This is a genomic window from Amycolatopsis sp. NPDC001319, from assembly GCF_042896185.1.
Taxonomy (GTDB): domain Bacteria; phylum Actinomycetota; class Actinomycetes; order Mycobacteriales; family Pseudonocardiaceae; genus Amycolatopsis.
In genome coordinates, this window is the sequence record NZ_JBIAWY010000014.1 from 60,451 (window position 1) to 84,026 (window position 23,576).

Consider the following 23,576-nt stretch of genomic DNA (forward strand, 5'->3'; position numbering starts at 1 on the left):
GCTCGTCAGCCGTACCGGCGCAGTTCGTGGAAGAAATCCGGGATGACGGTCAGCTCGCCGGCCCGGACCACCTCGTCGTAGACGTACTTGCCCACCGCGAGGTCGAGGACCCCGAGCCCGAACGGCGAGAACACCACGGGCCGGTCGACCGGCACGGAGACGCGGCCGGCCAGCACGTCGTCCAGCGTGCCGTCGAGGAACTCGCGCCCGCCCGTGAGCTGCTCGGCCAGGTGCGGCGAAGTACCGGCCTTGAGGCAGTGCTCGACGTCGTCGACGAAGTTGGCCGTGCTCAGCAGGAGCTCCGGCGCGAGATCACGCAGGGAAACGTGCAGCACCACCGGATCGTGGTCGAACCACGACCGCTCGGACACGTGCGGCCGGCCCGCCACGGTGGCGAACACGACCAGGTCGCTCGCGCGGATCAGCGACTCCGCCGACTCGTGCACCGTGATCCGCCCGCCGGAACCCGACCGCTCGAGGTACCCGCGGAACCCCGCGCCGCTCTCGGCCGACAGGTCGTGCACACCGATCTCGGCGAACTCCCAGCCGGTCCCGGCCAGGAAGGTGTGCACGTAGCGCGCGATGAGCCCCGTCCCGACGAACCCGACCCGGGTCGGCCGCGGCCGCCCCCGGCTGAGCGCCTCCGCGGCGCACGCGGCCAGCGCGGCGGTCCGCGTGGCGCTGATGATGGAACTTTCCAGGCACGCGAACGGGTATCCGGTGTCGTGGTCGTTGAGGATCAGCACCGCGGATGCGCGCGGAATGCCGGAAGCGACGTTCTCGGGGAAGCTCGAGATCCACTTCAGACCGTCCACTCGCACCTGTCCGCCGATCGAGGCCGGCAGCGCGATGATCCGGGACGCCGGGCGGTCGGGGAAGCGCAGGAAGTACGACGGCGGGTTCACCGTGCCGCCCGAGCTGTGCAGCCGGTAGGTGGCCTCGACCAGGTCCACGATCTCTCGCTCGCGCCCCGCGAGCGTTTGCCGCACCTGGCCGCCGCCGATCACGGCGAACGGGGGCACCGCGGCCGGCCCGCCGGCTTCGGCGCGGGCCGGGGTGGGTCGGATCGCCGTCATCTCGCACCCGCTTCGGCACTCGGCCCGAGGTCGGCCAGCCGCACCGGCTCGGCCAGCCCCACGAGGACCTCGCGGGGACCCTCGAACGGCTCCCGGCTGTGCGCGGTCCGGATGTTGTCCACCAGCATCAGGTCCCCGGCCTGCCACGGCTCGCGCACGGTGTTGGCCTCGTAGACCTGGTTGAGCAGCGCCACCACGTCCTCGCCGATCGGGTCGCCGCCCCCGAAGCTCGTGTTGAACGGCAGCGCGTCGGCGCCGTAGACGTCGACCAGGTACTCGCGGATCTCGGGATCCATGGTCCACTCGTTGAGGAACGCGACCTGGTTGAACCAGCAGCGCCGGCCGGTGACCGGGTGGGGCACGATCGCGCTGCGCCGCTGCCGGGTCCGCAACCCGCCGTCGGGCTGCCATTCGAACTCGATCGCGTTGCCACGGCAGTAGTCCTCGACTTCCGCCCGGTCGTCGGTGCCGAACGACTCGGCGACGGTCGCGCCGATCTCGTCGTTGTAGCTGCGGGTGAGCAGCCAGCCTTCCTGCTCGAACCGGCGGACGAGGTCCGCGGGCAGCGCGTCGAGCACGGTCGGCGAGTCGGAGACCGCCGTGGCGCCGCCTTCGGTGGGCGCGCCGAGGCAGGCGAACAGCAGCAGGCCGGGGAACTCGAGCCGGTAGCTGAGCTCGTGGTGCATGCACATCGGCTGGTTCGACGGCCACGCCGACGACGAGTACACCCCGGCCGAGTAGACCTCGCGCGCCGCGAAGGCCTCGCGATCCTTCATGCGGCCGCCGGCGAGCCGCTCGAACACGACGGCGACGTCGGCGGGTCCGCTCAGCCCGAGGCCGCGCACGAGCACGCAGCCGTGCTCGGCGACAGCCGCGCGCAGCGTGTCGCGGTGCTCGCTCGCCCAGTCCGGAGCACCGGCACCCGGTTCGGCCGGCAGCAGTGGAACCCCGCCCGGGCTCAGCTGCACTTCGGCGAGCGATGCCGACGTTGAGGAAATCATCTCTTGTCCTTTCGGCTCGAAGTCACGTGACGGGTACCGGTTCGACGGCGCGCAGCACGATCCGCGCGGTCTCGGCCGGGTTGGTGCGCGGGAAGTAGTGGCCGCCGCCGGCAATCGCCCGCACGTCGACGTGCTCGGCCAGCAGCCGCCATTCGCCGTGGCGATCGCGGAAGTCCACGGTGATCGGGTCGTCGTCCGCGGCGACGACGGTGACCGGGGTGGCCAGCTTCGCCGCCGGCGGGTTCGCCAGCGCGGAGGCGAGGTAGCTGTGCGCGGACACGCAGTCGTGCCGGAACGCCGCGCCGACCTGCTCGGCCCGCTGCGCGTCGAGCGCGCCGAGCGCGGGGTCGCCGCTGTCCGCGGCCAGCTCCGCGGCGATCGCGGCGTCGCTCAGCCGGCCCAGCTCGCTGATCGAGGCCCGCCGTTCGTCGGCGTCGCCGAGCAGCTGCGCGCCCACGAACAACCGCCGCACGTCCACCCCGCGCCCGGCGAGCCGCCGGGCCGTCTCGAAGGCGAACGCGGCGCCCGAGGAGTGGCCCCACAACACCACACGTTTCGGGGCGAGGTGCTCGATTTCCGCGACGACCTGGTCGACCACCCGCACCATCGGCGCGAACGCCTCGCGGTCGGCGGCCAGGTCGTGCCCGGGTAGCTCCACGGCGTACACCGCGAGGCCGCTCCCCCGCAGCGCCGACGCCAGCGGCCGGAAGTTCACCGAGTTGCCGCCGGCGTGCGGGAAGCAGACGAGCACGGCGTCGGGCGCCGCGGCCGGCTCGGTGAGCGGCTGCAGCAGCCCGCCGGCCTCGTCGCCGGCCTGGTCGTCGAGGAGCGCGGCCTGGTCGGCCAGCACCGGGTGCCGGGTGATCTCGGCGAGCGACAGCGCACGGTCCAGTGCGACGGCCAGCTTCACCGCCGAGAGCGACGTGCCGCCCCGGTCGAAGAAGTGGTCCCGCCGGCCGATCTTCTCCGGCGCGAGCCCGAGCACACCGGCCCACGCGGCCGCGAGCCGTTGCTCGGCGGGGGTCGCCGGAGCGTCGTGGACTTCGTCGGCGCCTTCGAGTTCCGCGGCCAACGCGGTCAGCGCCTTCTTGTCGATCTTTCCGTTGGCGGTCAAGGGAAGCTGCTCGCGCCAGTGGAACGCCGACGGGACCATGTAGGCGGGCAACGAACTGCTCAACCGAGCGTGCAGCGTCTCGTCGGACAGCGCCTCGGCGGCGGAGTAGAACGCGACCAGGTGCTTGCCCTGGCCGTCGCGCTCGGCGACCACCACGGCGCCGTCGCCGACCCCGGGCACGCGCAGCAGCGCGTTCTCGACCTCGCCGATCTCGATCCGGAAGCCGGAGATCTTCACCTGGCTGTCGCGACGGCCCAGGAACTCCAGCCGGCCCCCGGGCAGCCAGCGGCCACGGTCCCCGCTGCGGTAGAGCCGTTCGCCGACCCGGTGCGGATCGGGCAGGAACGCCGCGCGGGTGCGGGCGAGGTCGTTCACGTACCCGCGGCCCACGCACACGCCGGAGAACACGATCTCGCCGGGCGCGCCCAGCGGCACCGGCTGCAGGTGCTCGTCGACGACGTAGACGTGCACGTTGTTCACCGGCCGCCCGAGCGGGACGCGGCCTTCCGGCGGCCGGTCCATGACCTCGTGGTTGGTGTCGTCCGAGGTCTCGGTGAGGCCGTAGGCGTTGACCAGCCGGACGTCCGGGTACGCCGCGAACCAGCGCTGCACCAGCTCCTTCTTCAGTGCCTCGCCGGTCACCGACACGCACCGCAGGTCCGGCAGCGGGCGCGGATGACTCTCCACAAAGGACAGGACGGCTTCGAGGTACGACGGAACGACCTGCGCCACCGCGACCCGGCCCCGCGCGATCCGCTCGACGAACCGCTCGGCGTCGAGGATCACCTCCTGCTCGACGATCAGCGTCCGCCCGCCGACCACCAGCGGCGCCAGCAACTGCCACAACGAGATGTCGAAGCACTGGGGCGCGGTCTGCGCCACGACCTGGCCCTCGGTGATCCCCAGGTCGTCGATCTTGGCGTGCAGGTGGTTCAGCATCCCCGCGTGCTCGCACATCGCGCCCTTGGGCTCACCGGTCGAGCCCGAGGTGAAGTAGATGTAGGCGAGCTGGCGCGGCGTCACGTCGATCCCGAGGTCGGTGGCGGACCGGTGCTCGGCGCAGGCCGCCTCGACGTCCATCCGCACCGCGCCGGACAGCAGCTCCAGCGCGTGGTCCAGCGTGTCGCTGCTGCCGCGTTCGGTGAGCACCAGTTCGCAGCCGGCCCGCCGCAGCGTCTTCGCGATCCGCTCGGGCGGGAAGTGTGGTTCGACCGGCAGGTACACGCCCCCGGCCTTGAACACGGCCAGCACGGCGGTGAGCCAGCCGAGGTTCCGCTCGGTCACCACGGCCACCACGCTCTCCCGGCGCAGCCCCCGCGCGAGCAGTGCCCGCGCCAGCCGGTTGGCCCGCTCGTTGAGCTCGCGGTAGGTCCACGACTGCTCGCCGTGCACGGCCGCGAGCGCGTCCGGGTGCTCCCGCACCCGGTGCTCGAACAGCTCGTGCGCCCGCCGGTCGGGCAGCGGCCGCCGCGGGCCGGCGAGCCCGTCGAGCTGGAACCGCAGCTCGTCCGGGGCGAGCAGGCTCTGCGGCGCGTGCTCGGTGTCCGGGGCCGCCACCAGGCGTGCGAGCGCGGCGACGTGGTACCCGGCGATCCGCGCCGCCGCGGCCGCGTCTAGCACGTCGGCGCGGTAACGCACGTCGAGACGCCTTCCCCGGTTCGCGAAGCCGACGCGCAGCACCGTCGTCCCCGTGAGCTCACCGTCGCCGGAGGGGTCGAACACGGTCTCCGTGACCGGGCCGGGCACCCCCAAGTCGCGCCGCAGCTCGTCCACCGGGAAATACCCGTGCTCAAGCAGCTGTGACTCGGCCCGGTACGTCTCCGTCACCAGTTCCCGCCACGTCTCCGGCTCCGTCGTCAGGCGGCACGGCACCGGCGCGCCGGCCCGCACCGCGTAGCCGGTCACGACCTCGCGTTCACCGGTCAGCGCCGCGAGCACCCTGGCGTGCGCGGCGAGCAGCACCGCGCTGCCCGGAATCCCCAGCTCCCGAGCCAGCCGGCGCACTCCGGCCGCCACCGGGCCGGGCAGCCGCACGGTCGTCGTCCCCGCGCCGGTATCCGAACCCGAGGTCCAGCGCGGCACCGTCGTGGCCCCGCCGGCCACGAGCACGTCGCGCCAGAACCGGAAATCCGCTCTGGGCAGTGGCTCTCCCATGTGTTCCCCTCCGCTCACCGTGGCCACGGGCTCGGCCGCCACGTTCCGTCGGCGATGATCGCTTTTCCGTTGTGTCCGTCCGGGACGCGGCGCCGTGGGCTCGGGCGCCGCTTGCCGTTGGTACCGGCGAGGTGCTCGATCGACTTGCCGTTGGTGCCGGCGAGGTGCTCGATCGACTTGCCGTTGGTGCCGGCGAGGTGCTCGATCGACTTGCCGTTGTGGCCTTCCCGTCGCCGGTGCCGGCCGGCCGCGACCCGGCCGTCGGTTTCCCGACCGGACCCGATCTCCCGGGCCGGGTTGCCTTCCCAGCGGGTGTGCGGCGGGACGTCCTCGCCCTTCATCAGGAAGGAGTCGGCCGCGAGCACCGATCCCTCGCCCATGGTCGCTCCGTAGTGGACCCACGCGCCGACCCCGACGGTGCTGCGCGAACCGACGAGGATGCGGTCGGCCTTGAAGGCACCGTCCTCCTGGGAATGGCATTGCACGTGCGAGCCGACGTTGAGGGTGACCTCGTCGCCGAACGTCACGAGCGTCTTCTCCGGCATCGCCGCGCCGTCGTCGAACACGCGCTTCCCCACCTTGACGCCGAGCAGCCGCCAGGCCAGGTTCTTGAACGGCGTGCCGTTGAGGGCCTGGACGTGCACTGTGGACGCCGCCGCCTTCCAGAACCGCTCGTGGCGCCAGAACCGGCGGTCGTAGATCGAGCAGTACAGCGGCCGCAGCGGGTGGACGACGATGGACGCGCGTTCCACCAGCGTGAAGTACAGGGAGCTGAACAGCAGCGCGGCGACCGAGGCCAGCGCCACCGCCGAAACCCCGAAGCGCGGGTAGAGCTCCGCCGAGGCCCAGCCGAGGAGCGTGACCGCGAAGAAGTAGAACCAGCGCACCAGGAAGAACATCACGGCGGTGACGGCGTTGTGGCGGTTCTTCGCGGCCAGCCGGCGGCGGAACTCCTCGCCCGTGCGCAGGTGGTCGAACTGGTGGTCACGGGCCACCGTGCGCGGGATCTCGAAGCTCGGCGAGCCAAGCAGCCCGACGTTCTCGCGGACGGGGCCGTCGACCGGCACGAGGACCTTGGTCGCGAGCAGGCAGTTCTCCCCCGTCCGGCCCTGCGCGGGGTAGACGATCACGTTGCCGAGGAAGTTGTGCGCGCCGATCGCCGCGCGGGACACCTTGAACGACGAACTCGAGTAGTCGGCGTTCACGATCGACAGCCCGTCCGCGACCATCGTGCCGCCGCCGACGGAGCTCTGGAACGGCGTCTCGTGCTTGATCGCCGTGCCGAAGTTCGAGCCGGTCTGCTCGACATCAGGCATCCGGTAACCGAGATAGCGCAGGTAGTGCACGATCGCGGAGCTGTCGCCGAAGACGGTCATGAAGAACTTGAGGTTGGTGATCAGCCGGATCGCCCGCAGGATCGAGTAGCGCAGGGTGTACATCCGGTAGACCTTGTCCGGTTTGAGCGCGAGGCTGAGCACGCGCGGCACGACGGCGACGAACAACAGCCCGAGCAGCGAGAAGCCGAAGAAGATCACGAAGGTGATCGCCAGCGCGCTGCCGTAGAACGCCCAGCTCCCGAAGGAGATCGCGGGGGCGCCGAGCATCGGGGTGAGCTGCGGGACCTTGTCGATGAGCAGGTCCGCGCCGCCGACCGCCAGCGGGAGGTACACGAGCAGCGTGGTCAGCAGCTGCGAGACGCCGTAGGAGAACCGGCGCACGCGGCCGCAGCGGGCGGGCCCGACCCCGCGGTAGTCCGCCTCCGCCCGCAGCGCCGGCGACCCGTGCCAGCGCTCGCCGGCCGGCACCGCCTGGCCGGGGTGCAGCGACGACACGTGCCCCAGCTGGGAGCCGTCGCCCATCGAGGTGCCGATGTCGAGCACCGACAGCTCACCCACGAACACGTCCTTGCCCAGCGTCACCGAACCGGTCTGGAGCACACCGGCTTCGGCCCGGTAGCCGGTGAAGAAGGAGTCCTTCCGGATCACCGAGCCCGCGCCGATCGTGAGCAGGTCGGTGCACACGGGCACGTTGCGCGAGAAGATCGCGACACCCCGGCCGATCTTCGCGCCCAGCGCCTTCAGATACAGCACGTACAGCGGCGAGCCCAGGAACAGCAGCGCCACCAGATTCCGCTGCACCAGCGTCTTGACGAGCCAGAATCGGAAGTAGTCGAGCGTCCACACGCGAATGCGCCGCGGCTTCCACCGGCCGACGAGCACCCACTTCGCCACCACCGGCAGCAGGCACAGGCCGATCAGGCTCGCCCCGCCGAACAGCACGAGCCGCAGGTAGACCTCCAGCAGGTTCGCCGAGCCGTAGACCCACGAAGCACCGCGTACCACCAGGAGCGCGGCGAGATAGGAATAACCCAGGAAAGTCACGAACTGGAGCAGTCCGCAGAGGACGTACGCGACCGCACCGGCGCGGGGGCGGTCGGCGGCCGGCGGCTCGGCGAGTTCTCGGCTTTGCGCTTCAGTCTGTTCTTCGCCCTCCGGCTCCGCCTCGGCGGGCTCGTCGTCGTGCAGCGCGGTCGCCAGACTGCGCGCGGTCGGGTTGGCGTAGACGTCTTTCATCGACGCCGACGGCACGTCCGCACGCTTGCGGACCCGCGCACAGAAGTGCGCCATCACCAGCGAGTTCGCACCGAGGTCGTCGAAGAAGTGGCTCTCGGCCGACACCTGGTCGACCTTGGCCACGTCCGCGAGCACCTCGGTGTAGACGCGCTCGGTGCGATCGGGGGTGATGGCGTGCCGGCCACTCCCCCGTCGAGATTCTGCCCAGTCCCCCGTCAGGAATTCGTCAGATTTCCCCAGGCGCCGGGCTTGGTTCTTCCCACCTGTTTTCTCCCGCCTCCACGTCCCCGACCGGCCGGACGTACCGGCGTCGTCTCGGGTCCGTTCGCCACCCACTGTAATCCCCACCCGCGTGCCGTCGACCCCGAAACAGTCCTTACGAGCACATTACGTCGCCCGGTCCGGAGTTCTCCCGACAACGTCTTCCGAGGTAGTGGATAATTTCGGCGGCATCCGGGCCGGGCGAGCGGACCCGCGGACAATCTTTTTGATCCACCAGGGGGTTTGCAGACCGTGCCGGGTCCGTCGCGTCGGGTGCAAGATCACGACCGACGCGGCCGGGAAGCGTTTCCCGACCGGGCCGTTACATTGATTCCGGATTTGTTTTTCAAGCGGCGACGCCGGTTTGATCATTCACCAACGCGAATTTGATCTTTACTGTCCGTCACCGGCGAGTCTGCGCAAGGAAGAAACGGGGGACGAAATACTCCAACCCACCGGAACCGCCCTATTCGCGGCGTTGCACGAATGTGATCCCGCGGGCCGCCCGGGCGCCCGCGGAACCCGTTGTGTCCGCCGTGGACACCGGCTTTCCGGCTGCACCGGTCCGGCCGGCGCCCCGCGACCGCGTGGCCTCGTCGGTGACCAGGTCGTCGACGAACAGGACACGGCCCCGGCTGGCCACGAGTGTGCGGTACCCGACCGGCGGCCGTCCGGACGGCGTGGAGGCGATCAGGTAGCGCAGCCCCTGCACATGTGCTTCGGTCACCAGTTCCTCGAACAGTTCGTCGGACAACGCGGGCGGCGGCAGCAGCAGGTCGTCGGTCACCCGCGGATCGTCGGCCGGTCCCAGCTCCCGGAACACCAGCTCGGCGTCGACCATCGACGTGCGGCTCCTCGCTCTTCCAGCCCGCCGCCGGTGCCGGCACCTGGTCCACTTCCTCACCGGCCCGGCGGACCGGTTCCCCGCGGAAGCAGTGACTTCGACCGGCAAAACCTAGATCCGTCAAATCCAGGATGTGCACCATCCAGGAATTCCGGCCCACCCGCGAACTCGTCACGAACTCCACCGGACAGTCGAAAGGATTTTTCGCCGCACCGCAACCACATTCCCCTTCCCGCCCCCGGTCACGGGACGTGCGCGGCCCGGCAACCGTCCCTAGACTGGCGGTACCGGTCGGTGACACAACCTGGAACGAGTGACGACGCCACGGACGCGCGGGGCAGTGGCCGATCCGCTGCCGGCAAGACCAGGGCCCGGACGAACGGGAACCGGTACGGGCCGAGCGCTTGCCGTCGGACGTCGGTGATGGACCGGAGGTGGTTCCGCACGATGAACGATGCGCATCGGTTCGATCCGAAGGCGGCGGGTCCCGCCGGCGGCGCCGTGTTCGCGGCGTGGGAGCGGTTCGTGCAGGGCGAGGACCAGGTCCCCGGCGTCCGGCCGGTGGTGGCGATCTCCTGGCACCGGTGCCGGGAGCGGTACCGCGTCGATCCGCACCTGACCGAGGCCCCGGTCGCCGTCGCCGAACGCGGGCACAACCCCGAACACGATGCCGTCTTCGCCGAGCTGGGTTTCCGTGCCGCCTCCGTGGCCCACGAGATGGGGAGCATGCCCGGCGTCGTCAGTGTCACCGACGCGGCCGGGCGGATTCTCGGCGACTGGGGCGACCCCGGCACGCTCGCCCGAGCCGCCGACCTCAACCTCGCGCCCTGGTTCTGCTGGTCCGAATGCGCGGCGGGCACGAACGGCATGGGCACGGCGCTGGAGGCGCACGGCCCGGTGCTGATCAGCGGCGCGGAGCACTGGTGCCAGGCGTTCCACAACTGGGTCGGCGCGGGCATCGCGGTGCGCGACGTGGTGACCGGCGAGCCGATCGGGGGCCTGAACCTCTCGTGCTGGCGCAGCCAGCTCCCTCCGAGCGCCGGCGGGTGGCTGGCGAACGCGGTCGCCCAGACCCAGAGCGCGCTGAAGCGGCGCGCCCGCGACAGCGGCGCCGAGCTGGTCGCGGCCTACACCCAGGCCAGCGCCCGCTCCGGCACGCCGCTCGCCGCGGTCGACACCGCGGGCAAGGCCGTGATCGCGGACGACACGGCGAGCGTGCTCATGGGCGTCCCGGCCTCGACCCCGGCGATCGACTCCACGCTGCGCTGGAACCCCGGGCTCCCGGAACTGATCGCCGCCGCCCGGCACGCCACCAAGCAGGCGGCACACAACCCGGACTGGGTCGGCTCGACGCAGATCTTCACCCACCTCTCCGACGAGCCGGCCGCGATCAGCATCCGGCCCGTGTTCTCCTCCGCTCGGCTGATCGGGCACCTGGTTTCGTTCGGGGTCTCCGACGGAGTGCCGCTGCCCCCGGCGGACGCGGGCACGCGCCCGCGCGTGCGGCCGCGCCGGGTGGTCGGGATGCGGGACAGCCGGATGGTGCTGCTGCACCTGCCGGAAGTCTCCTTCGCCGAATCGGAGGGCAACGACGTGTGGCTGTCCACCGCGCAGGGCCGGTTGCGAGCCGCTTCGCCGAGCCTGGACAAGCTCGACACCGAACTGGCCGAGGCCGGCTTCCTGCGGGTACACCGCCGGTACGTGGTCAACCTCAGCCGCATCCGCGAGATCGAGCGCGGCCACAAGGGCGAGCTGCGGCTCGTCATGGACGACCGCGCGAACGAGATGGTGCCGGTCTCCCGTCGCAACGCTCCGGCCGTGCGCCGCGCGCTGGACCTCTGAGCACCACCCGCACCACCCGGAAGGATCCACCGGTGTCCGACAGTCCCGAAGCCGTTGCCGGCGAGCCGGCCGACCGCAGCGCGGGCGGCCTCGGTCTCCCCGGCGCGGCCGCGCGAAGCGGCCGCCCTGCCGCGCCCGCGGGCAACCGCGACTGGTGGCCGAACCGACTCGATCTGAACGTCCTCCGGAAGAACCCCGCCGCGGCCGACCCCCTGGGACGGGACTTCGACTACGCCGCCGAGTTCCGGACCCTCGACCTCGACGCACTGGCGAACGACATCGACGAGGTGCTCACGACCTCGCAGGCGTGGTGGCCCGCCGACTTCGGCCACTACGGCCCGCTCGTGATCCGCATGGTCTGGCACTGCGCCGGGACCTACCGCATCGACGACGGCCGCGGCGGCGCCGCGACGGGCATGCAGCGCTTCGCCCCGCAGAACAGCTGGCCGGACAACCGCAACCTCGACAAGGCGCGCCGGCTGCTCTGGCCGGTGAAGAAGAAGTACGGGCGCAAGATCTCCTGGGCCGACCTGATGGTCTTCGCCGGCAACCGCGCCCTGGAGACGATGGGCTTCACCACCTTCGGCTTCGCCGGCGGGCGGACGGACGTCTGGGAGTCCGACGACGACGTCTACTGGGGTCCCGAGCACGTCTGGCTGGGCGACGAGCGGCACGGCGGCGTCCGGGACCTGGAGACCCCGCTCGCCGCCGCGCAGATGGGTTTGATCTACGTCAACCCCGAGGGACCGCACACCGTCCCGGACCCGCTCACCGCGGCGCACGAGATCCGCGAGACGTTCCGGCGCATGGCGATGAACGACGAGGAGACCGTCGCGCTCATCGCCGGCGGGCACACGTTCGGCAAGACCCACGGTGCCGCCGAGCCCGACACCCACCTCGGCCCCGAACCCGAAGGCGCCGCACTGGAGGAGCAGGGCCTCGGCTGGCGGAGCGGGTACGGCACCGGCAAGGGCGCGGACACCATCTCCAGCGGGCTCGAGGGCACGTGGACCCCCACTCCGACGAGGTGGGACAACAGCTTCTTCGAGACCCTGTTCGGCTACGAGTGGGACCTGGAGCTGAGCCCCGCCGGGCTGTGGCAGTGGATCCCGCGAGACGGCGGCGGCGCCGGAACCGTGCCCGATGCCCACGACCCGGCGAAAACGCACGCCCCGACCATCCTGACGACGGATCTGGCGCTGCGCACGGACCCGGTCTACGAACCGATCGCCCGGCGTTTCCGGGAAAACCCGGATCTGCTCGCGGACGCGTTCGCCCGGGCGTGGTTCAAGCTGACGCACGTCGACCTCGGCCCGGTGCAGCGCTACCTCGGACCGCTGGTCCCGCACGAAACCCTGCTCTGGCAGGACCCGATCCCCGCGGTGGACCACGAACTCGTCTCCGCGACGGACATCGCCGCGCTCAAGCGCGAGATCCTCGACTGCGGGCTGTCGATCTCCGACCTCGTTTCCACGGCGTGGGCGTCGGCCTCGACGTTCCGCGTCAGCGACAAGCGGGGTGGTGCGAACGGGGCGCGCCTGCGGCTCGAACCGCAGCGGAGCTGGCCGGTCAACGAGCCCGACCGGCTGGCGCGGGTGCTGAGCGCCCTGGAGGAGATCCAGAAGTCTTTTGCCGGCCGGCAGAACGGCGACAAGAAGATCTCGCTCGCCGACCTCATCGTGCTCGGCGGGGCCGCCGCCGTCGAGCGAGCCGCCGCGAACGCGGGCCACGACGTCGAAGTCCCCTTCACCCCGGGCCGCATGGACGCGACGCAGGAGTGGACCGACGTCGAGTCTTTCGCCGCGCTCGAACCGGCCGCCGACGGATTCCGCAACCACACGGCGAAAGGCGGCCGGGTTCCGCCGGAACACCGGCTCGTCGACCGCGCGAACCTGCTCAGCCTGAACGTGCGGGAGATGACGGTTCTCGTGGGCGGTCTGCGAGTCCTCGGGGCGAACCACCGGCAGTCGCCGCTGGGCGTCTTCACCTCCCGCCCCGGGTCGCTGACCAACGATTTCTTCGTGAACCTCCTCGACCCCGGGGTGGAGTGGCGGCCGGGATCGGGTTCGCTCGCGGAAACCTTCGAGGGCCGCGACCGGACCACCGGCGAGCTCAAGTGGACAGCCGGTCGCGTCGACCTCGTTTTCGGTTCGAACTCCGAGCTGCGGGCACTCGCGGAGGTCTACGCGAGCGATGACGCGGAGGCGCACTTCGTGCGTGACTTCGTTGCGGCATGGGACAAAGTCATGAACCTCGACCGGTACGACCTCCGGCCGTGACCGGGCCGCACATTCGGCAGGGCGAATTTTTCACCGGCAGCCACGGGCGGGACCCAGGACGAAATTCCGGAGACCCAGACCTGGCTCAACGGAGCCGAATCGCGGGTGAACGGTCGTCGATTCGGGGTGAACGGCGCGCGCCGAGCCGGCCACCCCGCTCGCTTGTCCGCGTGTTTTCTCCGGCGTAGCGTGCCTGTCGAGGACCGATTTCGGATCGGACGTCGGATGACGCGGGGAAAAGTGATCGAAATCTGAAAAATTTCCGTGCGGAAATGCGCGTCGCCGCGCCCGAGCACCTTCGATGCGACCGATACGAAATCGGCATGAAGATCGGGATGAGGAAGGTGAAGGCCGATGACGACAGCGCCGGAGCGGACCGACTTGCTCAAAGAGCTCGGGCTGGACGTGCAGAACCACGCAACGCTGGGTCGCGTGCTGGGGACCGGGAAGATCGCACGGGCCAGCGAAGGAGCGGATGGCCGAATGAAGGCCACCATTCGCATCAACGAGGACGAGCTGATGTGGGATCCCTCCATTCTCGTGATGCCCCACGGCGGGGATATCGACCTGGAGCTCGTCAACGACGACAAGAACACCCACTGCGCGCTCCTGCCGAGCAACGGCGACCGAAAATTCATCTGGCTGGTGAACCATTCGCGCGGCCGGGCGACGCTCAACCTCGACGGCCCGGGCTACTACTGGTACAGCTCGCCCACCGGCAACGACGAGGGCCGCGGGCTGACCGGCGCCATCGTCGTCCTGGGCGACGCGCCACCGGAGGCGCGCCTGGACCGACCCGACCAGCCGCAGCCGTAGGGAGGAAGAGGACATGACGACCTCGGAAGACTACGTCGACGCCGGAGAGGCCATCGACCAGGGAAACCTGAGCTACAAGATCCCGGGCGGTGACAACGCTCCGCCCGTCACGGCCGGCGTGAACTACGAGCGCATTCTCAACGCCCGCAACGAACCGCACAACTGGCTGACCTACTACGGTGCCTACGACGGGCAGCGCTACAGCCCGCTGGACCAGATCAACACGGAGACCGTCAAGCGACTCGCCCCCGCCTGGGTGTTCCAGGCCGGCACGACCGGCCTGATCGCCGGCGCGTCGACCTACTCGTTCGAGGCCGCCCCGATCGTGGTCGACGGGATCATGTTCGTGACCGGCTGGGACGGCTGGATCTGGGCCCTGGACGCGAAAACGGGAGTGGAGATCTGGCGGTACAAGCACGCTGTGCCGTTCGACGTGTCGCTGTGCTGCGGGAACGTCAACCGCGGCTGCGCGGTGGCACAGGGCAAGGTCTTCTTCGTCACGCCCAACGCCCGCCTCCTCGCGCTCGACGCGATCAACGGGAAAATGGTGTGGGCCCAGACCTACGGCGACGTACGGGCCGGCGAGAGCGCCACCGTCGCGCCGCTGATCGTGAAGAACATGGTCATCGTGGGCAGTTCCGGCGGCGAGTTCGGCGTGCGCGGTCACCTGGACGCGTTCGACCTCGAATCCGGCGAGCACCAGTGGCGCTGCTACATGGTGCCGAAGCCCGGCGAACCCGGCTCCGAGACCTGGCCCGCCGACGGTGAGGCCTGGGCGCGCGGCGGCGCGAACTGCTGGGTCACCAGCACGTTCGACCCGGAGACGAACCTGCTCTACGTGGGCACCGGCAACCCGGCACCCGACTTCGACGGTGAGGTCCGGGAAGGCGACAACCTCTACACCGACAGCATCGTCGCCGTCGACGTCGACAGCGGGCAGATCCGCTGGCACCACCAGTGCACGCCGCACGATCTGTGGGATTACGACAGCATCGCCGAGAACATCCTGTTCGAGAAGGACGGCCGCAAGCTCCTCGGGCACTTCGACAAGAACGGCTACTTCTACGTCCTCGACCGCACGAACGGCGACCTGATCCAGGTCACCCCGTTCGTGGACCGCATCACGTGGGGCGCGGTCACCCGGGACGGCCGGGTGACGGCCAAGCTGTACCCGGAGAAGGAGGGCGAACCGGTCCACTTCTACCCGGGTCCGGCCGGTGCCAAGGAGTGGACCCACGCGTCCTACAGCCCGAAGACCGAGCTCTTCTACGTGCCGGTGCAGGACACCGGGGCCACGGCCACCCGGCGCCGCCGGGAGTTCAAGGAGAGCATCCCCTATTGGGGCGCCGGGGTTCAGGTGGACGCCGACGACATGACCGGGTCGATCAGCGCGTTCGACGGCAACGGCGAGGAGAAGTGGCGCTGGCGCAACGAACTGCCGATGTGCGCCTCGACGCTGGCCACCGGCGGCGACCTGGTGTTCGCCGGCGAAGCCACCGGCGAGCTCAACGCGCTCGACGCGCGCTCCGGGGAGCTGCTCTGGCAGTTCCAGTGCGGAAGCGGCCACCACAGCAGCCCGACGACGTACTCGGTGGACGGACGGCAGTACATCGCCGTGCCCGTCGGCTGGGGCGGATGGGCCGAGGGGTTCCTCCCCGGCATGTTGGGTGCGGGACACGGAAGCGCCCTGTTCGTCTTCGCCCTTCCGGAATCCGCATGAGACACGGGAGAACCCGCCCCGATACGGGCAGAGGAGGTGAGTCCATGGAGTCTCGACTCGATGTGTGGGAGACGCCCGAGTTCGACGAGATCGGAGTCGCACCCGAGGTGACCATGTACATCGCTCAGCTGGACGACTAGAGGACACGGGCGGCGCCGGGCTTCGGCCCGGCGCCCTCCGCTCGTTCGGACGACCACGGACGGAGTGCCGGGATGTGGCTGCGGGTGCTGGGCTCGGCTGCGGGAGGCGGTTCCCCGCAGTGGAACTGCGGCTGCCCGGTCTGCGCCGCCGTCCGGTCGGGGGCCGCGCCCCCGCGTACCCAGTCCTCGGTCGCGGTGAGCGCCGACCGCCGGTCCTGGTTCCTGATCAACGCCTCGCCCGACGTCCGCGGCCAGATCGAGGCGTTCCCCGGGCTGTGGCCGGACGAGGACCGGGTTTCGCCGCTGAAGGCGGTACTGCTCACCGACGCCGAGCTGGACCACACGCTGGGCTTGCTGTTGCTGCGCGAGGCCCGTGGTCTGCAGCTGTACGCGACGCCTGCGGTGCACAAGACGTTGCGCGACGGCTCGGGGCTGCTCCGCACACTGGAGCTCTACTGCCCGGTCGAGTGGCGCGCGGTGGTCCCCGGCGCCGACGTGCCGCTGGCCGACGGGCTGTCCTGCCGCGCGTTCGACGTGCCCACCACCAAACGGGATCGCTTCGGCCCCGCGGCGGACCACGGCCGTGTGGTGGGCTACCGGCTGACCGACGAACGCGGCGGCGGTCTGGTCTACCTGCCCGGGGTGCAGGCGCTGACCCCGGCGCTGCGGGCGGAGATCGCCGGCTGCGCGTGCCTGCTGATCGACGGGACCTGCTGGCGGGACGACGAACTGGTGCGGCTCGGCCTGGCCGGCAAGACGTCACGCGAGATGGGCCACCTGCCGATCGACGGCCCGGACGGCACGCTGGCGCAGCTCCCGTCGCTGGACATCGGGCGGGTGATCTTCGTGCACCTGAACAACACCAACCCCGTACTGCTGGAAGACACGGCCGAGCGGCGCCTGGTGGCGGCCGCCGGCATGGAGGTGGCCGTGGACGGACTCGAGATCGAGGTGTAGGGCATGACAACGACAACCGGGAACTCAACCGGGACAGCAGCCGCGACGACCGACGAGTTCGTCGAGACGCTGCGCGCCCACTCCCGCCGCTACCACGACCAGCACCCGTTCCACGTCCGGATGAACGCCGGCCGGCTGAGCCGCGCGCAGATCCGGGGCTGGGTGGCCAACCGGTTCTACTACCAGGAGAACATCCCCCGCAAAGACGCGGCGATCCTCTCCAACTGCCCCGATCTCGAAGTCCGCCGCCGCTGGATCCGCCGGATCCTCGACCACGACGGCCGCCACGCCGGGGAAGGCGGCATCGAGGCGTGGCTGCGCCTCGGCGAGGCCGCCGGGCTCACCCGCGAAGAAGTCCTGGACCACCGGCACCTGGTCCCGGGGGTGCGGTTCGCGGTCGACGCCTACGTCACCTTCACCCGCACCCGCCCCTGGGTGGAGGCGGTCGCGTCGTCGCTCACCGAGCTGTTCGCCCCCGACCTGATGGCCGAGCGGCTCGCCGCGTTCGAGCGGTGGTACCCGTGGATCGCGCCCGAGGGCCTCGCCTACTTCCGCGCCCGCCTGGAGCAGGCTCCGCGCGACTGCGAGCACGCTCTCGAAGTGGTCACCGCGCACTGCCGGTCCGCCGAGTCCCAGGCCCGCGCCGTCGACGCCCTGTCGTTCAAGTGCGACGTCCTGTGGAGCCTGATGGACGCGATCGACCGAAGCCACCCGGAGTGAACGCCATGGACTCGACCACCCGCACCGAAATGTCCACATCGGACCGGCCACGACTGGCGCGCCACGTCCGGCTGGCGTTCAACCCGGCCCGGCAGCAGCACGTCCTGCAGCTCCCCGAGACCGTGGTGGTGCTCAACCGCACCGGCGCGGCCATCCTCCAGCTGTGCGACGGGCGGCGCACGGTGGCCGAGATCGTGGCCGAGCTGGGTGAGCGGTACGAGAGCGTCCCCGCCGACGAGGTGCGGCGGTTCCTGACCCGGCTCGTCGCCCGGCGCTGTGTGGAGCCGTCCGATGGATAACCCCTTCGGCCTGCTGGCCGAGCTCACCTACCGCTGCCCGCTGGCCTGCGCGTACTGCTCGAACCCGCTGAACCTCGCCGACTACACCGACGAACTGGCGACGGACGAGTGGCTGCGCGTGCTGGCCGAGGCCGCCGAGCTGGGAGTGCTGCAGTGCCACCTGTCCGGCGGGGAACCGTTGCTGCGCCGCGATCTGGTGGAGATCGTGGCGCGGGCCCACGAGCTCGGCCTCTACACCAACCTCGTGACGAGCGCCCTCGGGCTCTCGCGGCCGAGAGCGGAGCAGCTGCGGGCCGCCGGTCTGGACCACGTGCAGATCAGCGTCCAGGCCGACGAACCCGTCGTGTCCGACCGCATCGCCGGGACCCCGTCCTTCCGCCGCAAGATCGAGGCCATGGGCGTGGTCAAGGAGCTGGGGTGGCCGCTCACCGTGAACGTGGTGCTGCACCGGCAAAATATCGACCGGATCGCCGACGTGCTCGCGCTGGCCGAGCACGTGGGCGCCGACCGGGTCGAGCTGGCCAACACCCAGTACTACGGCTGGGCGTTGCGCAACCGGGCCGCGCTGCTGCCGAGCCGCGAACAGCTCGACGCGGCGGAGGTCGTCGTGCGGGCCGCCCGCGAGCGGCTGCGGGACCGCATGGACGTGCTCTACGTCCTGCCCGACTACTACAGCCGCTACCCGAAGCCCTGCATGGGCGGCTGGGCGTCGCGGCAGCTGACCGTGACGCCGAACGGCGACGTCCTGCCGTGCCCGGCTGCCCAGTCCCTGCCGTTGCCGCGGGCGAACATCCGGGAGGATCCGCTGGGGCGGATCTGGGCCGAGGCCCCGGTGATGACCGCGTTCCGGGGCACGGACTGGATGCCGGATCCCTGCCGCAGCTGCGATCGGCGGGAGATCGACTTCGGTGGTTGCCGCTGCCAGGCGTTCCAGCTCACGGGCGACGCGGCCCGGACCGACCCGGTGTGCCACCTGTCACCCGACCACGACCTCGTGGCCCGGGTGGTCGAGACCGCGAACGCCGATGCGCGGACCGACCTTCCGGTGGTCCCCCGTCCGCACCGAGTCGGCCGTTCGCGCGTGTGACGCTCAATCCGCTTCGACCGGTGCGCCGCCGAACACGGCGAAGCTGACGGCCCAGTAGGCGATGTAGAGCGCGAGCAGCACGAACCCGTGCCAGCGCTTGAGCTGTCGGGTGGAGAGGAAGTACGCCGCGAGCGCGGTCATCCCGACGAGGACCGGGAGGTGCCAGGACAGCACGTTGCCGTCGACGACGATGCTGCCGCCTGCGAGCAGGACGATGCCGAGCTTCGCGGTGACGCCGAAGACGACGCTGCCGATGACGTTGCCGACCCCGAGTTCGGGCGCGCCTTTGCGGGTGGGTTCGACGGTCAGGAAGATGTCTTCGAGCGTGAGCACGAGGGTCGCGATCGTCGCGCCGAAGAGGGCACCCTGGATGTGGTAGTCCTCCAGGATGCCCTTGGTGCCGTAACTGGTGATGGCGGCGCCGGCGACCAAGCCCGCCAGCGCGACCACGGCCAGCGTGATCGCGGCCCAGCCCGGGAGCGGGCGTTCCTTGGTGAACGGCACCGTCACGACGAACGGGGGCTTGTCGGTGGGCACGTCGGCGGGGTCGCGCGGGGCCGAGGTCGCGTCGGCGCTTCCGCCGGAGCCCGCCCCGACTTCCAGCTTCTCGAGGATCTCGGCGTTACGGAAGACCGGCGTGCTCCGCTTGAGCTCCCGGGTGGCCACGTAGCCGATGAAGAGCACGAACAGCAGCACGAGCACCACGCCGTAGATCGGCGTGAGGGGCGCGAAGACCAGGAAGGGAATCAGCACCAGCGGCGCGACGGCGAACAGCGCGAGGTACGGGCGCGGAATGTTCACCCTCGTCGGCGAAATGATCGCGGCGAGGGCGAGCACGATTCCGATCATCGAGATGGCCGTGCCGAATACGGTGCCGAGCGCGACGTCACCCAGATCTTCGACGTTCAGCGCCACGCCGAGCGCGACGTCGTCGAATTCGATCCCGGTGAAGACGATCGCGAGCAGGAACAACGAGATGTGCAGGCCGGCCGCGGCGCCGACGAGGTAGGTGATCAGCTTTTCCGCGCTGTAGATCAGCAACGCCGCACCGGCGACGAAGATCAGGATCGACATGGTACCGGCATTCCTTTCCGAGAGGGCCGAAAAGGTCAGTGCTCGGGCAGACCGGCAGCCGGTCAGTTCCCCAGGCATCGATCGTCGCAGGTCGCCGTCGATTCGGCTACATTCAATCGCCCCCGTGAAATTGTGGAGAACAATGCGCCCGTTCGGCGGTGGAATTCGCCGGTTTCGCGGTGTCGGGCGCAATGCCGGTGGCGCCGCCGGGACACGCGTTCGCGGGTGGCAGGATGCGGGCATGCGAGTGACGCGCTACGACGCGGCCCAGGAGGTCCGGCGAGGGCGGGTGGACACGAACACCGTCGCGCGCCTGGACGAGGTCGGCGGGTTCGCCGAGGTGCTCGACGTGCTCGGCCAGTTACGCGGTGAAGACGCGACCGCGCGGGTGCTGTGCACGCTCGACGACGTCGACCAGTGCCTGTACACGAGCCTGCACGCGACCGAGGACGAACGGCTCTGGTTCGACGACGGCGAAGACGAGGATCCGGCCGTGCGGCGAAAGGTGGACGACGCGCGGGCGGCGCACGTCGCCGCGGCTCTCGAGGCGTCGCGGGTTGCGTGGGAGGAGCTGCCGGGGCAGCGCATGGGCGGTGAGGTCGACGTCGCGGCGCTGGTGGCGGTGAACCGGGCGCCGGACGGGTTCCTGGACGATGTCGTGCTCGTGCAGCGGGTGCCCGTGGCGCGCGACGACCTGGCCATCGCGGGAATCCCGAACGGCTACTTCACCTCCGACTGGAGCGTGTTCCAGAACCACGCGATCGTCCGGCGGATGGCGGCGCACGGCTACCGCCACTTCGGGATCGGGGCCTCGCTGCTCGGGTTCGACCGCGCGGTCGCGCCCTCGATCGAGGAGGCCACCGCGGTCGTCGCCGACCTGACGCACCTCTACGGCGCGCCCGGCGTGGCCGCGTGGGACGAGCTCGCCGGGCTGCTGCCGGAGCAGCGCCTGCTGCTGCTCGGCTACACGGAGAACTTCCCCGACCTGGTCGGCTAGCTCGTCCGGACCGCCGCGCGCGCCCGGGCTCGCGGGTGCACCGTGAAGCCGCTCGGCTTGAGCGTGAGGGACTCCGCGATCTTCAGCTCATAGGCCGGATCGGCCTCGAATTCGTAGCGCTGCAACACCATGCCGAGCGCCAGCACCGCTTCGTGCAGCGCGAACTGCCGACCGATGCACGCGCGTTCCCCCGTGCCGAACGGTTTGTACGCCTGCGCCGGGCGTTTCTTCACGGCCGCGGGCTCGAAGCGGTCCGGGTCGAACTTCTCGGGGTCGGGCCCCCACACCGCCGGGTCGCGGTGGACCAGCGGCAGCGGCACGATCACCCAGTCGCCCTTGCGCATCCGGTACTTCCCGCCGAGCAGCACGTCTTCGCGGGCCTCGCGCGAGTAGCCGGGCGCGGTCGGCCAGAGCCGCATGGCCTCGTCGAGCACGCGGCGCACGTAACGCAGCTTCGCGACGTCGCCGAACCCCGGGTCGCGATCGCCCCACACCGCGTCGACCTCGGCACGCGCCTTGGCGAGGACCTCGGGGTTGCGGGTGAGGTAGTACAGCGCGAACGACAGCGCGCCGGACGTCGTCTCGTGGCCCGCGACGACGAACGTGATGGCCTGGTTGCGGATGTTCACCGGGTCGAGGCGCTCGCCCGTCATCGGGTGGCCCTCGGTGAGCATCAGGCCGAGCAGGTCGCGGCTCTCGCCCCCTTCGCGGCGGCGGGCCTCGATGACCTCGTCGACGAGGTTGTTCATCGTCGCGATGTCCGCCTTGTTCTGGGCGGGCGACCCGGCGAACGCGCGCCGCACGAACGGGAGCTTCACGTTCTGCAGCTGCGCGAACCGCAGCGCACGGAGCATCGCCGTGACGAAGGGGTGCGGCTCGGCGCGCTCGAACGAGCCGAACCGATACCCGAAGCCGGCGCGCCCGATCGTCTCGAGGGTCAGGCGGGTCATGTCGGCGGCGACGTCGACCGGGCCGCTCGCGCGGTCCCACGCGTCCGTGAGCTCGTGCGCGACCTCCAGCATCACCGGGTGGTAGCGGCGCATCGCGTCGGCCGAGAACGCCGGCTGCAGGATGTCGTGGGCCAGCCGCCAGTTCGGTTCGTGCGTGTGGGCGGTGAACAGCCCGTCGCCCGCCACCGCGCGCAGGTTCTCGATGCCGAGGCCGACGTGCTTGCCGAACTTGGTCTCGTCGTTGAGCTGCGTGACCACGTCGACGCCGCCGGCGAAGACGATCTCGAACCCGAAGATCTTGCGCGTGAAGACGGGCCCGACCTGCTGCCCGACGCGCAGGGTGTCCTGCAGCGGCGTGCGCGGGTTCGACCCGAGCAGGTCGCCGATCACCGGCAGCCGGCCCGGCCGGTGCGGAATCCCGGTGGTGTCCACGTTCGCTCCCCTATTGAACCCAGATCCAATAACGTCACGATCCCCCGCTACTGAACCCATGTCAAGTAAGCTCGCGTGATGCGGACACGGCTGAGCACGCAGCAGCGGCGCGAGCAGCTCCTGGGCATCGGCGCCGGGCTGTTCGCGAACCGGCCGTACGACGACGTCTGGATCGAGGAGGTCGCCGAGATCGCCCACGTCTCGCGCGGCCTGCTGTACCACTACTTCCCCACGAAAAAGGACTTCTTCGCCGAGATCGTCCGCCGCCAGCGCGACCAGCTGCTGGCCATGAGTGAACCCGACCCGGCCCTGCCGGTGACCGACCAGCTCAGCGCCGGGCTCGACGTGTACCTGGAGTTCGCCCGCACCCACCCCGACGGCTACCGCATCGTCCACCGCTCCGCCGGCGACGCCGACCGCGAGATCCGGGAAATCCGCGAAGCCGGCATGGCCGCCAACACCGAACGCATCCTGACCGCGATCGCCCTGCTCCGCCCGATCACCGACGCGACCCGGCTCGCGGTACGCGGCTGGCTCGCCTTCGTGTCCACCCTGATCCTCGACTGGCTCGACCAGCCGAAGGTCACCCACGAGGAACTCCGCGACATCTGCGTGCGAACCCTGTTCGCGGCGGTCGACGTCACGGTGTGACCGGCGGGTCAGTCCACAGTGGCGGGGGCCCGGTCACCGAGCGGACCGGCTGTTCGCGGTGCAGCACGTCCGCTCGGATCCCGGCGAAGGGCTCCTCACTGTCGTGCACGGAACGCGGCGTGCGGAGGGTCGGACTATCCGCGCGTAGTGGCATCGCCGACCACCATTTCGAAGAGGCGTAAGCACGCCTCTTCCTCACTTTCGAAGCACTGCTCGCCTATCCGCTTTCCCCGTTCGGCATAAGACACACACCACCTCGACCCCCGCCGTTCCATGACGTACTGCTCGTCCGCGTAACCATCGTTGATCGAGTAGGAATTCTGCGCGACGCCTTCTTCGGCCAAGGCCCGCACAAGTTCGTCGCGGTTCACCGTCCTTGCCTACCAGTGCTCGGCAGTGAGTGGGTGACGTGGTCCTCCCACGCCTGCAGCGCCTCGGCCGGTGCGGAGGCGCGGGAGGCCGGCAAGGCCCTCGTCCGCGATGCGCAGGGCGGCCCATTCGGCCGCGTCGCCGGCGTCGGCGAGGATCGGTTCCTTGATCCGCCGATGGCGCTCGTCGACGAGCGAGGGCGGGCGGGGTGATGCGGTCG

Annotated in this window: 20 protein-coding genes; 12 read left to right on the forward strand and 8 right to left on the reverse strand. The window is 70.6% G+C overall.

Annotation, left to right across the window (positions count from 1 at the left end; all coding sequences use genetic code 11):
- Positions 1-5: 5 nt before the first annotated feature.
- From sbnB to ACFY1H_RS39705, 5 genes are all read right to left on the reverse strand, one after another.
- Positions 6-1,076 carry a 2,3-diaminopropionate biosynthesis protein SbnB gene (gene sbnB, locus ACFY1H_RS39685; RefSeq protein WP_386955277.1) on the reverse strand — a complete coding sequence of 357 codons (1,071 nt, stop codon included), beginning with the start codon at positions 1,074-1,076 and terminating at the stop codon, positions 6-8.
- On the reverse strand, positions 1,073-2,077 hold the full coding sequence (locus tag ACFY1H_RS39690; RefSeq protein WP_366581674.1) for a TauD/TfdA family dioxygenase: 1,005 nt from the start codon (positions 2,075-2,077) through the stop codon (positions 1,073-1,075). The genes sbnB and ACFY1H_RS39690 overlap by 4 nt, the downstream gene beginning before the upstream one ends.
- Positions 2,078-2,099: 22 nt before the next feature.
- Positions 2,100-5,345, reverse strand: coding sequence for an amino acid adenylation domain-containing protein (locus ACFY1H_RS39695; RefSeq protein ID WP_366581673.1), 3,246 nt, complete (start codon positions 5,343-5,345; stop codon positions 2,100-2,102).
- Positions 5,346-5,359: 14 nt separating this feature from the next.
- Positions 5,360-8,137: a Pls/PosA family non-ribosomal peptide synthetase gene (locus ACFY1H_RS39700; RefSeq protein WP_386955503.1), complete on the reverse strand. Its 2,778-nt coding sequence runs from the start codon at positions 8,135-8,137 to the stop codon at positions 5,360-5,362.
- A gap of 508 nt (positions 8,138-8,645) precedes the next feature.
- Positions 8,646-9,020 carry a hypothetical protein gene (locus ACFY1H_RS39705; RefSeq protein WP_386955279.1) on the reverse strand — a complete coding sequence of 125 codons (375 nt, stop codon included), beginning with the start codon at positions 9,018-9,020 and terminating at the stop codon, positions 8,646-8,648.
- Between the two features lie 450 nt (positions 9,021-9,470).
- On the opposite strand from ACFY1H_RS39705, the gene ACFY1H_RS39710 reads away from it, so the two are divergent.
- The 9 genes from ACFY1H_RS39710 (at position 9,471) to pqqE (ending at position 18,883) form a co-directional block, all read left to right on the forward strand.
- Entirely contained in the window at positions 9,471-10,865 is a 1,395-nt protein-coding gene (locus tag ACFY1H_RS39710) for a LytTR family transcriptional regulator DNA-binding domain-containing protein (protein ID WP_386955281.1), read from the forward strand.
- A gap of 32 nt (positions 10,866-10,897) precedes the next feature.
- Complete coding sequence (katG, locus tag ACFY1H_RS39715) at positions 10,898-13,144, forward strand: catalase/peroxidase HPI (protein WP_386955283.1); 2,247 nt, start codon at positions 10,898-10,900, stop codon at positions 13,142-13,144.
- 354 nt (positions 13,145-13,498) lie between these two features.
- Positions 13,499-13,960 carry an MSMEG_3727 family PQQ-associated protein gene (locus ACFY1H_RS39720; protein ID WP_366581670.1) on the forward strand — a complete coding sequence of 154 codons (462 nt, stop codon included), beginning with the start codon at positions 13,499-13,501 and terminating at the stop codon, positions 13,958-13,960.
- Positions 13,961-13,973: 13 nt separating this feature from the next.
- Positions 13,974-15,680, forward strand: coding sequence for a PQQ-dependent dehydrogenase, methanol/ethanol family (locus ACFY1H_RS39725; protein WP_366581669.1), 1,707 nt, complete (start codon positions 13,974-13,976; stop codon positions 15,678-15,680).
- 44 nt (positions 15,681-15,724) lie between these two features.
- Positions 15,725-15,820 (forward strand): pyrroloquinoline quinone precursor peptide PqqA, encoded by a 96-nt coding sequence (gene pqqA / locus ACFY1H_RS39730; RefSeq protein ID WP_220239625.1) that lies wholly within the window; start codon positions 15,725-15,727, stop codon positions 15,818-15,820.
- Between the two features lie 72 nt (positions 15,821-15,892).
- Positions 15,893-16,777 carry a pyrroloquinoline quinone biosynthesis protein PqqB gene (gene pqqB, locus ACFY1H_RS39735; RefSeq protein ID WP_386955286.1) on the forward strand — a complete coding sequence of 295 codons (885 nt, stop codon included), beginning with the start codon at positions 15,893-15,895 and terminating at the stop codon, positions 16,775-16,777.
- A gap of 3 nt (positions 16,778-16,780) precedes the next feature.
- On the forward strand, positions 16,781-17,497 hold the full coding sequence (pqqC, locus tag ACFY1H_RS39740) for a pyrroloquinoline-quinone synthase PqqC (RefSeq protein ID WP_386955288.1): 717 nt from the start codon (positions 16,781-16,783) through the stop codon (positions 17,495-17,497).
- A gap of 5 nt (positions 17,498-17,502) precedes the next feature.
- A complete protein-coding gene (gene pqqD / locus ACFY1H_RS39745; RefSeq protein WP_366581666.1) occupies positions 17,503-17,796 on the forward strand; it encodes a pyrroloquinoline quinone biosynthesis peptide chaperone PqqD in 294 nt (97 codons plus the stop codon).
- Positions 17,789-18,883, forward strand: coding sequence for a pyrroloquinoline quinone biosynthesis protein PqqE (pqqE, locus tag ACFY1H_RS39750; protein WP_386955291.1), 1,095 nt, complete (start codon positions 17,789-17,791; stop codon positions 18,881-18,883). Before pqqD ends, pqqE begins: the two co-directional genes overlap by 8 nt.
- 3 nt (positions 18,884-18,886) lie before the next feature.
- Here the strand turns inward: pqqE and ACFY1H_RS39755 are convergent, their stop codons facing one another.
- Positions 18,887-19,957: a sodium:calcium antiporter gene (locus ACFY1H_RS39755; RefSeq protein ID WP_386955292.1), complete on the reverse strand. Its 1,071-nt coding sequence runs from the start codon at positions 19,955-19,957 to the stop codon at positions 18,887-18,889.
- 241 nt (positions 19,958-20,198) lie between these two features.
- On the opposite strand from ACFY1H_RS39755, the gene ACFY1H_RS39760 reads away from it, so the two are divergent.
- Positions 20,199-20,954: a hypothetical protein gene (locus ACFY1H_RS39760; protein ID WP_386955294.1), complete on the forward strand. Its 756-nt coding sequence runs from the start codon at positions 20,199-20,201 to the stop codon at positions 20,952-20,954.
- Here the strand turns inward: ACFY1H_RS39760 and ACFY1H_RS39765 are convergent.
- Positions 20,951-22,336: a cytochrome P450 gene (locus tag ACFY1H_RS39765; RefSeq protein WP_386955296.1), complete on the reverse strand. Its 1,386-nt coding sequence runs from the start codon at positions 22,334-22,336 to the stop codon at positions 20,951-20,953. The genes ACFY1H_RS39760 and ACFY1H_RS39765 overlap by 4 nt on opposite strands.
- Positions 22,337-22,414: 78 nt before the next feature.
- Here ACFY1H_RS39765 and ACFY1H_RS39770 point away from each other — a divergent pair, with 78 nt between their 5' ends.
- Positions 22,415-22,987 carry a TetR/AcrR family transcriptional regulator gene (locus ACFY1H_RS39770; protein WP_366581661.1) on the forward strand — a complete coding sequence of 191 codons (573 nt, stop codon included), beginning with the start codon at positions 22,415-22,417 and terminating at the stop codon, positions 22,985-22,987.
- Between the two features lie 134 nt (positions 22,988-23,121).
- On the opposite strand, the gene ACFY1H_RS39775 is transcribed toward ACFY1H_RS39770, so the two are convergent.
- Positions 23,122-23,358, reverse strand: a complete 237-nt coding sequence (locus tag ACFY1H_RS39775) for a hypothetical protein (RefSeq protein ID WP_386955298.1) — start codon at positions 23,356-23,358, stop codon at positions 23,122-23,124.
- A gap of 33 nt (positions 23,359-23,391) precedes the next feature.
- Here ACFY1H_RS39775 and ACFY1H_RS39780 point away from each other — a divergent pair, with 33 nt between their 5' ends.
- Entirely contained in the window at positions 23,392-23,568 is a 177-nt protein-coding gene (locus ACFY1H_RS39780) for a hypothetical protein (RefSeq protein WP_386955300.1), read from the forward strand.
- Positions 23,569-23,576: the final 8 nt, after the last annotated feature.